Origin of the sequence: Vibrio sp. TRT 2004, assembly GCF_050113735.1 — a bacterium.
Taxonomy (GTDB): domain Bacteria; phylum Pseudomonadota; class Gammaproteobacteria; order Enterobacterales; family Vibrionaceae; genus Vibrio.
Map to the genome: position 1 here is coordinate 18,422 of NZ_JBNJOH010000048.1, position 13,909 is coordinate 32,330.

General features: G+C 45.0%; 14 protein-coding genes and 1 tRNA gene. 6 read left to right on the forward strand and 9 right to left on the reverse strand.

The window, feature by feature from the left end:
• Positions 1–165 precede the first annotated feature (165 nt).
• Positions 166–1,716, reverse strand: coding sequence for a membrane-bound lytic murein transglycosylase MltF (gene mltF / locus ACQEXR_RS16530; protein ID WP_426952364.1), 1,551 nt, complete (start codon positions 1,714–1,716; stop codon positions 166–168).
• 309 nt (positions 1,717–2,025) lie between these two features.
• Between mltF and purL the strand changes: the two genes are divergently transcribed.
• Together purL and ACQEXR_RS16540 are read left to right on the forward strand one after the other, a co-directional pair.
• Positions 2,026–5,922, forward strand: coding sequence for a phosphoribosylformylglycinamidine synthase (gene purL / locus ACQEXR_RS16535; RefSeq protein WP_427020760.1), 3,897 nt, complete (start codon positions 2,026–2,028; stop codon positions 5,920–5,922).
• A gap of 220 nt (positions 5,923–6,142) precedes the next feature.
• Positions 6,143–6,457 (forward strand): DUF3622 domain-containing protein, encoded by a 315-nt coding sequence (locus ACQEXR_RS16540; protein ID WP_138971760.1) that lies wholly within the window; start codon positions 6,143–6,145, stop codon positions 6,455–6,457.
• Between the two features lie 67 nt (positions 6,458–6,524).
• Here the strand turns inward: ACQEXR_RS16540 and ACQEXR_RS16545 are convergent, their stop codons facing one another.
• The 3 genes from ACQEXR_RS16545 to ACQEXR_RS16555 form a co-directional block, all read right to left on the reverse strand.
• Entirely contained in the window at positions 6,525–6,716 is a 192-nt protein-coding gene (locus ACQEXR_RS16545; RefSeq protein ID WP_331427736.1) for a DUF4250 domain-containing protein, read from the reverse strand.
• A complete protein-coding gene (locus ACQEXR_RS16550) occupies positions 6,716–6,922 on the reverse strand; it encodes a YaeP family protein (protein ID WP_138971762.1) in 207 nt (68 codons plus the stop codon). The genes ACQEXR_RS16545 and ACQEXR_RS16550 overlap by 1 nt, the downstream gene beginning before the upstream one ends.
• A 119-nt stretch (positions 6,923–7,041) precedes the next feature.
• Entirely contained in the window at positions 7,042–7,695 is a 654-nt protein-coding gene (locus ACQEXR_RS16555) for a tellurite resistance TerB family protein (protein WP_426952370.1), read from the reverse strand.
• A gap of 200 nt (positions 7,696–7,895) precedes the next feature.
• On the opposite strand from ACQEXR_RS16555, the gene ACQEXR_RS16560 reads away from it, so the two are divergent.
• On the forward strand, positions 7,896–8,195 hold the full coding sequence (locus ACQEXR_RS16560) for a hypothetical protein (protein ID WP_427020761.1): 300 nt from the start codon (positions 7,896–7,898) through the stop codon (positions 8,193–8,195).
• Positions 8,196–8,197: 2 nt separating this feature from the next.
• Positions 8,198–8,569, forward strand: a complete 372-nt coding sequence (locus ACQEXR_RS16565) for a hypothetical protein (RefSeq protein ID WP_427020762.1) — start codon at positions 8,198–8,200, stop codon at positions 8,567–8,569.
• A 139-nt stretch (positions 8,570–8,708) separates the two neighbouring features.
• Here the strand turns inward: ACQEXR_RS16565 and purN are convergent, their stop codons facing one another.
• Together purN and purM are read right to left on the reverse strand one after the other, a co-directional pair.
• On the reverse strand, positions 8,709–9,350 hold the full coding sequence (gene purN / locus ACQEXR_RS16570) for a phosphoribosylglycinamide formyltransferase (RefSeq protein ID WP_331417701.1): 642 nt from the start codon (positions 9,348–9,350) through the stop codon (positions 8,709–8,711).
• 24 nt (positions 9,351–9,374) lie between these two features.
• Positions 9,375–10,415 (reverse strand): phosphoribosylformylglycinamidine cyclo-ligase, encoded by a 1,041-nt coding sequence (purM, locus tag ACQEXR_RS16575; RefSeq protein WP_331417700.1) that lies wholly within the window; start codon positions 10,413–10,415, stop codon positions 9,375–9,377.
• 176 nt (positions 10,416–10,591) lie between these two features.
• Here purM and upp point away from each other — a divergent pair, with 176 nt between their 5' ends.
• On the forward strand, positions 10,592–11,218 hold the full coding sequence (gene upp / locus ACQEXR_RS16580) for a uracil phosphoribosyltransferase (RefSeq protein WP_426952372.1): 627 nt from the start codon (positions 10,592–10,594) through the stop codon (positions 11,216–11,218).
• A gap of 139 nt (positions 11,219–11,357) precedes the next feature.
• Here upp and rluF read toward each other — a convergent pair whose 3' ends face one another.
• The 3 genes from rluF to ACQEXR_RS16595 form a co-directional block, all read right to left on the reverse strand.
• Positions 11,358–12,383, reverse strand: a complete 1,026-nt coding sequence (rluF, locus tag ACQEXR_RS16585) for a 23S rRNA pseudouridine(2604) synthase RluF (protein WP_331417699.1) — start codon at positions 12,381–12,383, stop codon at positions 11,358–11,360.
• Positions 12,384–12,478: 95 nt separating this feature from the next.
• Positions 12,479–13,060, reverse strand: a complete 582-nt coding sequence (gene smrA / locus ACQEXR_RS16590; RefSeq protein WP_138971768.1) for a DNA endonuclease SmrA — start codon at positions 13,058–13,060, stop codon at positions 12,479–12,481.
• A gap of 159 nt (positions 13,061–13,219) precedes the next feature.
• Positions 13,220–13,360: a DUF3149 domain-containing protein gene (locus ACQEXR_RS16595; RefSeq protein ID WP_011078358.1), complete on the reverse strand. Its 141-nt coding sequence runs from the start codon at positions 13,358–13,360 to the stop codon at positions 13,220–13,222.
• Positions 13,361–13,624: 264 nt separating this feature from the next.
• Here ACQEXR_RS16595 and ACQEXR_RS16600 point away from each other — a divergent pair.
• A tRNA-Pro gene (locus ACQEXR_RS16600) sits at positions 13,625–13,701 on the forward strand.
• The last annotated feature ends 208 nt before the right edge of the window (positions 13,702–13,909 follow it).

Genomic DNA, 13,909 nt, shown 5'->3' on the forward strand with positions numbered 1-13,909 from the left:
CAGAGAAGCAATTGATTATGTGACGATAAACGTCTTATACCTCGCAATTGTTACAATTCCAAGAAACTTCGCAAGTGATCTTGAACACGATATTATCTCTGAGTGAGTAAATAATGATTAAGTGCGCAGAATTTAACCAAAACTGCGCACTCAAACATGGGGTGTCTACTGATTAGTTGATGGCTCGACGAGGGCTTCAGATTCCAGTGTTTCTAACTCATCTTCAGCGCTTAGGCTTTCTTCAGACTCTTCCATTTCAGGCAGTTGGATAACCGCGAGATCATCAATGCTGATGTCGCCATTTTCAACCGTCTGCTGTTCGACGTGTCCAATAATACTCTGGTAGTAGCGGCGAATATTCTCAACATAGCGGCGAGCTTCATCTCCACGAGCAAAACCGTAGCGAGTTTGGCTGTAGTATTTCTTCTGACGCAGCAGTGGCAGTCGATCTTTTACGTCAGACCAAGCATCTGGGTTTCCACCTTGCGTCTTGGTCAGTCTACGTGCATCCATCATGTGACCATAACCCACGTTATAGGAAGCCAGCGCAAACCAAATTTTTTCATGTTCATCGATCGAGTCTGGAATTCGAGCCACCATTCTGCGCAAGTACTCAACGCCCCCACGAACGGACTGCTCTGGGTCGAGACGATTGTTCACCCCCACACTTTTTGCCGTAGGGAGAGTCAACATCATCATGCCACGTACACCCGTTGGCGATTTAGCTTTAGGGTTCCAGTGTGACTCTTGATAAGCCAGAGCTGCTACAAGTCTCCAGTCAAACTCATCCGAATACTTTTTAAATAGTGGAGACCACTTCGGTAGTTTGGAGTCTAGCGCACGAATGAAAGCACGTGTATCAACATAGTCAAAACTGCCAATGTGACCAATGTATTTCTCTTCAAGCGATGCGAGATGACCAGACTGATTAACCGCCCCAAAGAACTCTATGACCAAGCCGTATAAGCTCTCATCTTGTGAACGACGCAAGAACCAAGAGATGGGTTGGTCTTCTGTCAGTTCAAAGGCGAGGGCAATATCTGGGTAGATTCGTTGTGAGAGCGAAATTTCTACCGAGTCCGCGACAGTAAAGCGCAGCTCTCCAGAGGAAACCTGCTTAAGCAGATCATTTACGTCGGCATTTGGGTCAATATCATAAGATAATTGTGGCTGTTCGGCCTGAATTGTTGCTAGTGTGCGGTTAAAATGAGAGTCGCTGACAATTCTCAGTACATCTTCACCACTATTGGCTTCAATAAGCTCAGCCTGCTTCTCAAGCAACTGCTCAAGGTTTCTTGGACGCCAGTTTCCTTTCTTGTATACAAGCTGTTGACTCACGTAGTAGTAGGCAGGCCCTGGGCGGAAGAGTTTTAGGCGTTCTGGAGATTGGCTCAAGCCCGCTGCTATTATATCAATTTCACCATTTTTCAGTGCCGGGTATAGGCTTGATATTCTGTATGCCGGTTTCATTTCAAGCTGGACGCCGAGTTCATTGGCAAACTCACGAGCAAGTTCGTAATCCAGTCCAGCAGGACCATCTGGTCCGATAAAGTAAGAAAGTTGATTGTTGAGTGTGCCAACACGCAATACACCACGTTCTTTAATTAAGTCCAACTCACTCTTTGGTTCGGATTCTATTTGGCAACCAGAAAGCACCAAGGCGCTGAATAGCAACGCGCACACAGACTTAAGTTGGTTTAGATAATGCTTTTTCATTAACGACATTCTCATACATCTAGTAGGGCATTTATATCAAAGTGTCATGACAAGGCAAGATAATCAGTCAGGCTTCGGGATAACTGTTCTGGTAATGAGGAATTTTGGTGTATCTCAAATTTGACAAAAAAAATGACGCAAACGGTTGCTTTTGGTGTTACATCACAAAAATAATTACTATATAATGCGCTCGCAACAGAGAGGTGCAATCGGCATAAGTTCGAAGTGATATGTCCTAACTTACTGAATTTATTCCAATATCACCTCAGGTCAATAGACCTTAACCAATTGCATAAGAGACCTAAGCACATGAGAATTTTTCGTGGCTCCCCAGCTCTATCTGAATTTCGTGTTAACAAGCTTCTAGAGCTTTGTCGTGAACTAAGTCTGCCAGTAACTGGCATCTACGCAGAGTTCGCTCACTTTACAGCACTATCAGCTGATCTTGATGAGTCTGAAGTTGAGAAACTTGAAAAACTACTGACTTACGGTCCTACAATTGAAGAGCATGAACCACAAGGTTTGCTTCTGCTTGTGACTCCTCGCCCAGGAACGATCTCTCCTTGGTCGTCAAAGTCGACGGATATCGCCAATAACTGTGGTCTGGACAAAGTGGTTCGCCTTGAGCGCGGTACGGCTTACTACATCGAATCCTCAACCGAACTTACAGAACTTCAACTGGTTGAGCTAAAAGCTATCCTTCATGATCGCATGATGGAAGTCATTTTCACTGATTTCGATTCTGCACAAGCTTTGTTCCAAGTTGCTGAGCCTGCGCCAGTCGCGGATGTTGACCTAATTGCAGGTGGTCGTGATGCGCTTGAAAAAGCAAACGTTACCCTAGGCCTAGCTTTGGCTGATGACGAAATTGAATATCTCTACGATGCGTTCGTCAACAAACTTGAACGCAACCCAACTGACATCGAACTGATGATGTTTGCACAAGCAAACTCAGAGCACTGTCGCCATAAGATCTTTAATGCAGACTGGACAATCGACGGCGTCAAGCAAGAGAAGTCTTTGTTTAAAATGATCAAAAATACTTATCAAGTGACACCAGATAACGTGCTGTCGGCTTACAAAGATAATGCAGCGGTTATGGTGGGTTCTGATGTTGGTCGTTTCTTCCCTAATCCAGAAACACGTCAATATGGCTACAACCATGAGAAAGCACACATTCTCATGAAGGTGGAAACACATAACCACCCAACGGCTATCTCTCCTTGGCCTGGGGCATCTACGGGCTCCGGTGGTGAAATCCGTGATGAAGGCGCAACCGGTATCGGTGGTAAACCAAAAGCAGGTCTAGTTGGTTTTACGACTTCTAACCTACGTATTCCAAACTTTGAGCAGCCTTGGGAAACCGATTTTGGCAAGCCTGGTCGTATCGTTAACGCTCTAGATATCATGCTAGAAGGTCCTCTAGGTGGTGCGGCGTTCAACAACGAATTTGGTCGTCCAAACCTACTTGGTTACTTCCGTACTTACGAAGAGAAAGTTAATTCTCACGCAGGTGAAGAGATCCGTGGATACCACAAGCCAATTATGATTGCTGGTGGTATGGGTAACATCCGTGAAGAGCATGTACAGAAGAAAGAAATCCCAGTAGGAGCAAGCCTAATTGTGCTTGGTGGCCCTGCAATGAATATCGGCCTTGGTGGTGGTGCTGCGTCTTCAATGGCATCTGGTCAATCAGCCGAAGATCTCGACTTCGCATCAGTTCAACGTGAAAACCCAGAAATGGAGCGTCGTTGTCAGGAAGTGATCGACCGTTGTTGGCAGCTAGGTGAAGCAAACCCAATCGCCTTTATTCATGATGTTGGTGCTGGCGGTATCTCAAACGCACTTCCAGAGCTTGTTGATGACGGTGAACGTGGTGGTATCTTCCAGCTACGTGACGTACCAAATGATGAACCGGGTATGAGCCCACTAGAGATTTGGTGTAATGAATCGCAAGAGCGTTATGTATTAGCGGTTGCACCAGAAAATATGGCAGCATTTGATGCTATCTGTAAGCGTGAGCGCGCACCATATGCTGTTGTCGGTATCGCGACAGAAGAACGTGAATTGAAGCTAGAAGATTCACACTTCGACAACACACCAATCGATATGCCAATGGATGTTCTTCTAGGTAAAACGCCGAAGATGCACCGTGACGCGAAAACGCTGAAGGTGAACAACCCAGCGATTGATCGTCAAGGTATTGAACTAAATGATGCGGTAGAGCGCGTTCTACGCTTACCAACAGTGGCTGAAAAAACGTTCCTTATCACGATTGGTGACCGCACCGTAACAGGTCTGGTCGCTCGTGACCAAATGGTTGGTCCATGGCAAGTTCCAGTTGCAAACTGCGCAGTAACGGCAGCAAGCTACGACACTTACCACGGTGAAGCAATGTCAATGGGTGAGCGCACTCCCGTTGCTCTACTAGATTTTGGTGCATCAGCTCGTCTTGCGGTGGGCGAAGCAATCACGAACATCGCTGCGACCAACATTGGTGACATCAAACATATTAAATTGTCTGCAAACTGGATGTCTCCAGCAGGCCACCCAGGTGAAGACGCGGGTCTTTACGAAGCGGTGAAGGCTGTTGGTGAAGAGTTATGTCCGGCGCTTGGACTGACTATCCCAGTTGGTAAAGATTCGATGTCAATGAAAACCAAGTGGGAAGAGAACGGTGAACAGAAAGAAGTGACGTCTCCACTGTCTCTAATTATCACTGCATTCGCGCGTGTTGAGGATATTCGTAAGACGATTACACCTCAGCTTCGCACTGACAAAGGCGACACTAGCCTGGTACTTATCGACTTGGGTAATGGTAAGAATCGTCTCGGCGCAACAGCGCTTGCACAGGTGTACAAGCAGCTTGGTGACAAACCTGCTGATGTAGACAATGCAGCACAACTTAAAGGTTTTTACGAGGGTATTCAGGCTCTTGTCGCAAATGATCAAGTTGTGGCTTACCACGATAAAGGCGACGGTGGTCTGTTCGTTACTTTGGCCGAAATGGCGTTCGCAGGTCACTGTGGTATCAATGCTGACATCGCTGCCTTGGGTGACGATACTCTTGCGGCTCTGTTCAACGAAGAACTTGGTGCCGTGATTCAGGTGAAAAATTCTGACCTAGACACAGTGCTTTCAACCTTGGCAGCAAATGGTCTAGAAACTTGTTCACATGTGATCGGTTCAGTCGATGCTTCTGATGAGCTTGTTATTAAGTCTGGTGATTCAGTCGTTCTTGAGCGTAATCGTACTGAACTGCGTACTATCTGGGCGGAAACTACCCATAAGATGCAGGCTCTGCGTGATAATCCAGTGTGTGCGGATCAAGAGTTTGAAGCGAAGAAAGATAACTCAGACCCAGGTCTCAACGTTAAATTGAGCTTCGATGTTAAAGAAGATATTGCAGCTCCGTACATCGCGACAGGCGCCAAGCCGAAAATGGCTATTCTGCGCGAGCAGGGCGTTAACTCTCATGTTGAAATGGCGGCTGCATTTGACCGTGCAGGTTTTGAAGCGACCGATATCCACATGAGCGATATCCTGACTGGTCAGGTTGTTCTGGACCAATACCAAGGTCTGGTTGCTTGTGGTGGTTTCTCTTACGGTGACGTATTGGGTGCAGGGGAAGGCTGGGCGAAGTCTATCTTGTTCAATGAACAAGCGCGCAATCAGTTTGAAGGTTTCTTCAACCGTGAAGATACCTTCTCGTTGGGGGTATGTAATGGCTGTCAAATGCTGTCTAACCTGAAAGAGTTGATCCCTGGTGCAGAACTTTGGCCAAGATTCGTACGCAATGAATCTGAGCGTTTTGAAGCGCGCTTTAGTTTAGTCGAAGTTCAGAAGTCAGATTCTGTGTTCTTCGATGGTATGGCGGGCTCGCGTCTGCCAATCGCTGTATCTCACGGTGAAGGGCGTGTTGAAGTTCGTGGAGCGGAGCATCTAGCAGCGATTGAAGCGTCTGGTACTGTCGCTGTGCGTTACGTGGATAACCATGGCAATCCAACTCAGCAATACCCGAACAACCCGAATGGTTCTCCTAATGCGATTACAGGCCTGACAACGACGGATGGTCGTGTGACTATTATGATGCCTCACCCAGAGCGTGTGTTCCGTACAGTGGCAAACTCTTGGGCTCCTGAAGGTTGGGGTGAAAACGGTGCTTGGATGCGTATGTTCCAAAACGCACGTAAGAATGTGGGCTAATCACCAAAGGTGAGCCTGATCCAAATAGAAAAGCGCTGGTTGAGAGACCAGCGCTTTTTTTGGCTCGAGCTCTCCAGCTCGCTCGTAAAAAACTTGCAGCGTTATGCGGACTTTTGTGCTCTAATACCGCGCTTACCAAGGGATGGTGTTAAACAGCTCAGCTTAGATGGAGTTATCAAGTTGACCGAATCCCTGATTAATCCCTTAGGAAATGAATTAAATGTCTAAAAATCCAAAATTTGCTATTCGCACTTCTGAAAAACGTAACGGTTGGACTGCTGAAATCACTCGCCAAGTGACTTCTCGTAAAACTGTCGTTTCTAAGCGTGAAATGGCTTTTGAAAGTCAAGAACTTGCTCAAGCGTGGGCAGAGAAAGAACTTGCTGGTTTCGTTAAAAACCAAGCAGAGCGCAACGAACGTAAAGCGGTTCAACGTCAAGAGCGTTTAGAGCGTGAAGCACGCCTAGCTCGTGAAGCTGAAGAAAGAAAAGCACGCCGTTTAGCTCAACGCGCAGCTGATGCTGACGAAGAGTAAAGATTGCTTCTACAGATAAAAAAAAACCGCCAAACGGCGGTTTTTTTTATCTCTGAATCTAGCGCGTTTACCGAAACTGACCTGCTTCTGGCAAAAAGTCAAAGCCAGCGGTTGATAACTTCGCTTCTAACGCGACTCTATCAATATCGAAAAACGCGACGAGTTTATCTAAGTCGCCAGCAAAATCGTCACGCAGCTTCATGTTGATGATACTCATCAGCATAATTGGGTCCATTGACTCAAAGTTCGCTAAGTTCATTACTTATCCTCGAAATCTGAAATAAGTAAGTTTGCCGCAGCAAATGCTGCTTTTTCTCGAGTATCCTTTGGTAAGGACTCATCAGCAGCGATATCATTTAACGCTCTAACTGCACATGAGATAGCTTGTGGGACATAAGCTTGATCTCCACTACCAATCTGGGCATAAAGTTCACGAATTAGATCACAACAGCCGTATACTTGCATGGCCTTCACTCCAATAAATAGTCACTGCTGTCAAATATACACAGTCGCTCAAAGAAACTCAAAGCAGGTGCTTGTCCTAGCTCAAGGGTTACCTTTGGCTGTTGAATATCTGTTCAATGTTATGCCCTGTTTAACTGTTGTTCTAACTGAAAGGTTACTTCTGGTGACAAGTTGAGTTGTTTAGCGAGTTCTTGGAGATAGGCCTTCTCCATAAAGTTTTGTTCATCAATCACGATCAGCGAAGCGAGATATATTTCAGATGCTTGCTGAGGTGAGCGCGCTAAACGCGCAATTTCAGTCGGAACGAGTGGCTTATTCAGCTCTGAATGAAGAAAACTTTGCAGTTGAAGATCTGCGCCTGCTTGTTTTAGTGTCAGTTCAATTCGTTCCATTTCTTGCTGATCCACATGACCATCGGCTTTCGCTGCTGCAATCATCGCCGTTAAGATCAGTTCGCTGTGGATGTTATCTTCAGCGTTGAAGGTATCTTGCTGAGTATTGTGGTTTGATATCGAGGCGTTTTTATCCTGATAGTCGTTATACACCTTGTACGCCAAAGCGCCTAACGCAGCGACACTGCCAATTTTAAGTGCATTTTTGCCGAGTTTTTTGCTCTTCTTTGAACCCATCAGAAGGGAAACCAAACCGCCTCCGACGGCGCCAGCTCCCAGTGATTTTAAAGTTCCTGAGCTGGATTGTTGTTTGATGTGTTGTTGGCCTTGTTTAACAAGGTCGGAGTTAAGTGCTTGATTGAGTAAACTTTTCAGATCCATCGCGTGCCTCCATTGGTTGTTAGCACCATAACAGGGGCAAGATGAATGGAAGATTAATATTAGGCGCGAGAATAAAAAAGACGAGCACTTGGCTCGCCTTTTTGTTTCTGGATGATATTCACATCGTAATGTATTGATGTTTTACATAATGAACTTTTGTTTTGTACGCTGCTGTTGCAAGTATGATACAGGGTGAAATTATGGCAGTCGCAGAATTTAGGCTTTTATATAGTGCTTTAGCGGCGATTTATGGTGAGGTAACGGGGAAGGTTGACTCGGAGCGAGTGTATCGAACTGTGGTCCCGTTAGTGTTAAATGCCATTGACGCTGGCGCAAAATATAACGATAAACAAATTCAGGATGCGGTTGATGCACTTCATAAGCTGGCTCCTTACGGTATTAGAAGAATGCAATTCAAGCGTGACTATTTACAATCAATAGACGGGCTAAAACGCTTGCCTCGCAATCCAGATATGCTTTCTCCAGCCTATTGGTGGTAACTATGGGTAACAAGGTTATTTTTTATATTGTTATAACGCTGATGATTTTTAGTCGCGTAGCGCTTTTAACATTAACTGACGGGGCTTTGCTGAGTGAGCAATTTATACTAACAAACGTTTATTCAGTGGGGAGTGATGTAACTATTCTTCTAGGCTTATACCTCAGTGCATACAAGAAAAATGTGCCTTATATTTTTGCGCTAGTCATTGTGATTAATACCATCGTATTTGCGCTATACACGGTTAATGACATGCATAGTATTACTATGACAGGGCGTGAAAACATAGCTTTATGGGTTACTTGGTTTGTTTATTACTCCATGATATTAAAAAGCCTATTTTCGCTAGTTAAAAGACAACCGTTAGTTAGTTAGAAAAACAAAGGCCCAGTTAATCGAACTGGGCCTTCTAGATTGCGAATTCGTGTTTCTTGGTCTTTCTGGACGTGCTTGAAATTTTAATTGTCTATTTTAGGTCATGCTAAGTGGTTGTTTTGTTGTAATGTTAGGCGGATTACTCTTCTGCGTAGCCGTGAATGCTAAGTAGATTGCCGTCTAGGTAAGCTTCTTTACCATCTTTCATGACCAAGCGCTCTTCGACTAACCACTTTACGACCATAGGGTAGATTCGGTGTTCTTGTGTTTGAACGCGCTCAGTCAATGTGTCTACGGTATCTTCATCGAAGATGGGTACTTTCGCTTGCAGAATCACAGGACCGCCATCCAGCTGTTCTGTGACAAAATGAACACTAGTCCCATGTTCTTCATCACCCGCGTGAATAGCACGTTGGTAAGTGTTCAACCCAGGGTATTTAGGCAGTAGTGAAGGGTGGATGTTGATCATTCGACCCATGTAGTGGCGAACAAACTCGCCACTGAGGATTCGCATGTAGCCAGCAAGTACGATGACATCAGGTTTGTACTCATCGATTTGCTTCATTAACTCATGATCGAAAGCATCACGGGTATCGAAGCTTTTTGGATCAAGAAAATGAGCCCCAGCCTCAGCCATTTTCGCACGTTCTAACGCGTACGCATCGGCCTTGTTTGAAAACACGGCTGTGACACGGCCACCAGTAATACTGGTATTACAAGCGTCAATGATTGCTTGTAAGTTCGAACCGTTTCCTGATACTAAAACAACGATACTTTTCATACTTGATTGAACTCTACTTGAATACTAGTTAATTTCTACTTGCTCTTCGCCTGATGCTGCGTTGGCAATCTCACCTATGATCCAAGCGTTTTCGCCTTCAGCTTTTAGCAGTTCAACAGCTGCGCTTGCTTGATCTTGAGGTAGAGCAACAATAAGGCCCACGCCACAGTTAAATGTGCGGTACATTTCGTGAGTGGTTACGTTGCCTTTTTCTTGTAGCCATTTAAAAATAACAGGCCATTCCCAACTGCTACCATCAACAACGGCTTTAGTACCTTCTGGTAGTACGCGAGGAATGTTTTCCCAGAAACCACCACCTGTAATGTGAGAAATCGCATGGATGTCGTGTTTCTCAATCATTTTTAGTGCTGATTTGATGTAAATCTTGGTCGGCTCTAATAGGTGTTCACCGATTGTGCGTCCAGCTAGCTCTTCATTTTTGTCTGCGCCAGATACTTCAAGGATCTTACGGATTAGTGAGTAACCGTTTGAGTGAGGGCCACTTGAACCAACGGCAATAAGGGCATCACCAGCGGCGACTTTAGTGCCATCAATGACGTCTTCTTTTTCTACAACGCCAACACAGAAACCTGCAACGTCGTAGTCTTCACCTTCGTACATGCCTGGCATTTCAGCGGTTTCGCCACCAATAAGAGCACAGCCCGCTTGAACACAGCCATCTGCAATACCTGAGACAACGTCAGCCGCAGTGTCGACGTCAAGCTTACCTGTTGCATAGTAGTCTAGGAAAAATAGTGGCTCAGCACCTTGAACGATAAGGTCGTTCACACACATAGCAACAAGGTCGATGCCGATTGTGTCATGCTTTTTCATATCCAAAGCAAGGCGCAGTTTTGTACCCACACCATCTGTACCAGATACTAGAACTGGTTGCTTATATTTAGTTGGTAGTTCACACAATGCGCCAAAACCACCAATTCCACCCATTACTTCTGGGCGACGTGTACGTTTTACAGCACCTTTAATACGGTCAACAAGCGCGTTGCCTGCATCGATATCTACGCCAGCGTCTTTATAGCTAAGAGATGTGTTATCAGCACTCACAGGGAAGTCCTCGGTTTTAAGTTGGATATGAAAACGGCGCTATTCTAACAGTGGATAAACCTATATAGCAAACGTTTGCGCAAGTTTTTTCTTTTGCGCTATGACAAGAAATTGAGAACGAAATCGTTTATAATCCTGAGGTTTGTTTAAATTTTACCTGATATCCGGAGATGGAAATGAAAGTTGTTGAAGTAAAACACCCTCTTGTGAAGCACAAACTTGGTCTAATGAGAGAAGGTGATATCAGCACTAAGCGCTTTCGTGAGCTAGCGACAGAAGTTGGCAGCCTATTAACTTATGAAGCGACAGCGGATTTTGAAACGGAAAAAGTAACCATTGAAGGTTGGAACGGTCCAGTTGAAGTGGACCAAATCAAAGGTAAAAAAGTAACAGTAGTGCCAATCCTACGTGCAGGTCTAGGCATGATGGATGGCGTTCTTGAGCATATGCCAAGTGCACGTATCAGTGTTGTTGGTATCTACCGTGATGAAGAGACGCTAGAGCCAGTACCGTACTTTAACAAGCTAGCGTCCAACATGGATGAGCGTATCGCTCTTGTTGTTGACCCAATGCTAGCAACTGGTGGTTCTATGATCGCAACTATTGACCTACTAAAAGAGAAAGGTTGTAAAGCTATCAAGGTTCTTGTTCTTGTCGCTGCTCCTGAAGGTATCGAAGCGCTAGAAAAAGCACACCCAGACGTAGAGCTATACACTGCGGCAATCGATGAGAAGCTAAACGACAAAGGCTACATCGTCCCAGGTCTTGGTGATGCGGGTGACAAGATCTTCGGTACACAATAAACGAAGATTGTAATGATTGCGAAAGAGAGCCATAAGGCTCTCTTTTTTTGTCGTAATCTAGAGAATTCAGGGCAGAGCCTTATGGATAACGAGCGTGTCTGCGTGAGCAATTCTACTCGTTAGCTAATCGTCTCAAGTCTTACTTCTTCAAACTCAACGTGCCGCCTTGTGACTTAGCTGGGCGCTGCGCTTTTTCTGAAGTAGGTTTGTAGAAAGTCTTTTTAGCAGGCTTGCCTTTCGATTCTGCTTGTTGGTCACTATTGCGACCTTTCTTAGAGTTTGGAGCATGGCGGAACTCTTCGGCGTTGCGACCTTTAAAGGTACGTTGCTTTTGGTTGCGACGTGCTTTCGATTCTTGGTTCTCTTCACGGCTGTCAAATAGTTTCGCGTCAGTTGCTCGACGAATGCGTTTACCTTTCGCGTCCATCTTAGATGCTTCTTCTGTGCCACTTGAATCTTCACACATAGCAAGAATTTCAGAGACTTCTGCGTCGGTTAGGTAGCGCCATTGTCCATTTGGAATACCATCAAGCGAAATGTTCATGATGCGGACGCGGCGAAGTTTAAAGACTTCGTAGCCAAGTGCTTCACACATACGACGTATTTGACGGTTGAGACCCTGAGTTAACACGATACGGAATGAGTATTTAGTCTCTCTTACAACTTTACAAGGTAAGGTTACGGTATCAAGAATGTTGACGCCGGAAGACATCTTGTTAATGAAGTCATCACTGATGGGCTTATCGACACGAACAACATACTCCTTCTCGTGGTTGTTACCAGCACGGAGGATCTTGTTAACGATGTCACCATCATTGGTCAGGAAGATAAGACCGTCAGAAGGCTTGTCGAGACGACCAATTGGGAAAATACGTTTTTTATGGCCGACAAAGTCGACAATGTTGCCTGGTATATCGCGTTCGGTGGTGCAAGTAATACCCGTTGGCTTATTCAGAGCGATATAAATCGGTTTGTCGACTGTGGCTGAAATCGGTTTGTCATCAACACGAACGTCGTCACCTGATTGAACCTTAGTTCCCATCTCAGGTACGAGGCCATTAATTGTTACGCGGCCCTGCTCAATCAGTCGGTCTGCTTCTCTTCGTGAACAGAATCCAGTCTCACTGATGAATTTATTCAGGCGTTTGCCAGTATCTTGTGTCATGTTGTTCTCCTAACGTTTCACAACGGCGGTTAATAAAATGTGCTGACCAAAATATCAACACAGAGAGGTCGCGCATTCTAGCACCGAGCGACAAGTTAACCCAGACGTTTTTGATGCCGTTCACGAGTTTCTATTTTTTTCTCAGCGCTTTTCCTGAGGAGCACATAAACTGCGCCAGTCCCGCCATGAAAGCGTTGGGCACTATGAACACACTGAACTTCTTTGATTTGCTTTAGCCACTGAGCAACGAAACTCTTCATTAGAGCTGGTGGATTTGAACGTTCCCCTTTGCCGTGAACAATGACAACGGTACGGATATCCATACGCATACATTGTTTTAGGAACTTAACCACTTCATCTCGAGCTTGTTCTAGTGTTCTTTTATGCAAGTCTAATCTAGCTTGAATAGGGTATTTGGCTAGACGCAGCTTTTTATACACGCCATCTTGGACACCATCACGTTTAAACTCGATGACGTCGTCTGGCTTGATCATTTCCGCGTGGTCAATAGACAGATATTCAGGATCATCTTCAGTCAGCCAAATTGCGGCTTCGCGTTTGGCGAGTTGAGCATCGGTTACTTGATGGTGTTTTTTATGTTCGGTTGTATCTTGCTTGAGAGGTTTTACATCCCCCATCATTTGTTGAAACAAACCGAATTCATCGTCTTGAGACATCACGAGATCTCAGCATGGGAAATTAATAACAGTATTATACTCAACAGACGAAGGGAGAGGGCAAAATTTTGTAGCGAGGAAATAAAAAACCGAAGCAGACAATGTATCTACTTCGGTGCATAGCGAATTATCTATTCCGAGAAATAGGGCTAAGCGATTCTAGTGAGGAGATTTGTCGTTCATCACTTTGTAGACGATGAAACCGCCATAGAATAGCATTAAACCTAAGGCTCCAAAGATAACAATCATTGAAGATAGTCCTACCGCATTACCAAATAGGAGATCAAGCCAAAAGTCCATAGTTCCTCCGTTGACTACAAAATGAGATGACAGGGCTTAAGGTAAACCTTGGTTAAATATGCAACACTGATCTGGATCAATTGTTGTTATTAGGTTGCTATTTTGTTTGTCTTGATGTGTTTTTGCTCACACTTTGTCGCCCGTCGATGATGTTTTAGTCAAACGAACTTAATTTTTCAAAAAGTTAGCTAAAATGGCTTGCGTATGTGCTGAGAATCCGTAATATACGCATCCGTTGACGGGCATAAGCCTGAAGAAACAACTCGGTGAATAGCGCAGCTTGGTAGCGCATCTGGTTTGGGACCAGAGGGTCGGGGGTTCGAATCCCTCTTCACCGACCACATTTAGAAAGCCGTAGCAGAAATGTTACGGCTTTTGTCGTTTAAGAGTGAATAGAAATAAGCTATCTAAGCAAGGATTGGAACCCGAGTGGGGTTCGCCTGAAGTTAGAATATGGCTCTTCACCGACCATATTTAGAAAGCCGTAGCAGAAATGTTACGGCTTTTGTCGTTTAAGAGTGAATAGAAATAAGCTATCTAAGCAAGGAT

Bases quoted from the DNA above. Each gene is read 5' to 3' on its own strand.
- purN (WP_331417701.1), bottom strand. From the start codon at position 9,350: ATGAAAAGTATCGTTGTTTTAGTATCAGGAAACGGTTCGAACTTACAA.
- rluF (WP_331417699.1), bottom strand. From the start codon at position 12,383: ATGACACAAGATACTGGCAAACGCCTGAATAAATTCATCAGTGAGACT.
- ACQEXR_RS16555 (WP_426952370.1), bottom strand. From the start codon at position 7,695: ATGGATCTGAAAAGTTTACTCAATCAAGCACTTAACTCCGACCTTGTT.
- ACQEXR_RS16595 (WP_011078358.1), bottom strand. From the start codon at position 13,360: ATGGACTTTTGGCTTGATCTCCTATTTGGTAATGCGGTAGGACTATCT.
- upp (WP_426952372.1), top strand. From the start codon at position 10,592: ATGAAAGTTGTTGAAGTAAAACACCCTCTTGTGAAGCACAAACTTGGT.
- ACQEXR_RS16560 (WP_427020761.1), top strand. From the start codon at position 7,896: ATGGCAGTCGCAGAATTTAGGCTTTTATATAGTGCTTTAGCGGCGATT.
- purL (WP_427020760.1), top strand. From the start codon at position 2,026: ATGAGAATTTTTCGTGGCTCCCCAGCTCTATCTGAATTTCGTGTTAAC.
- ACQEXR_RS16540 (WP_138971760.1), top strand. From the start codon at position 6,143: ATGTCTAAAAATCCAAAATTTGCTATTCGCACTTCTGAAAAACGTAAC.
- smrA (WP_138971768.1), bottom strand. From the start codon at position 13,060: ATGTCTCAAGACGATGAATTCGGTTTGTTTCAACAAATGATGGGGGAT.
- ACQEXR_RS16565 (WP_427020762.1), top strand. From the start codon at position 8,198: ATGGGTAACAAGGTTATTTTTTATATTGTTATAACGCTGATGATTTTT.
- ACQEXR_RS16545 (WP_331427736.1), bottom strand. From the start codon at position 6,716: ATGAACTTAGCGAACTTTGAGTCAATGGACCCAATTATGCTGATGAGT.
- mltF (WP_426952364.1), bottom strand. From the start codon at position 1,716: ATGAAAAAGCATTATCTAAACCAACTTAAGTCTGTGTGCGCGTTGCTA.
- ACQEXR_RS16550 (WP_138971762.1), bottom strand. From the start codon at position 6,922: ATGCAAGTATACGGCTGTTGTGATCTAATTCGTGAACTTTATGCCCAG.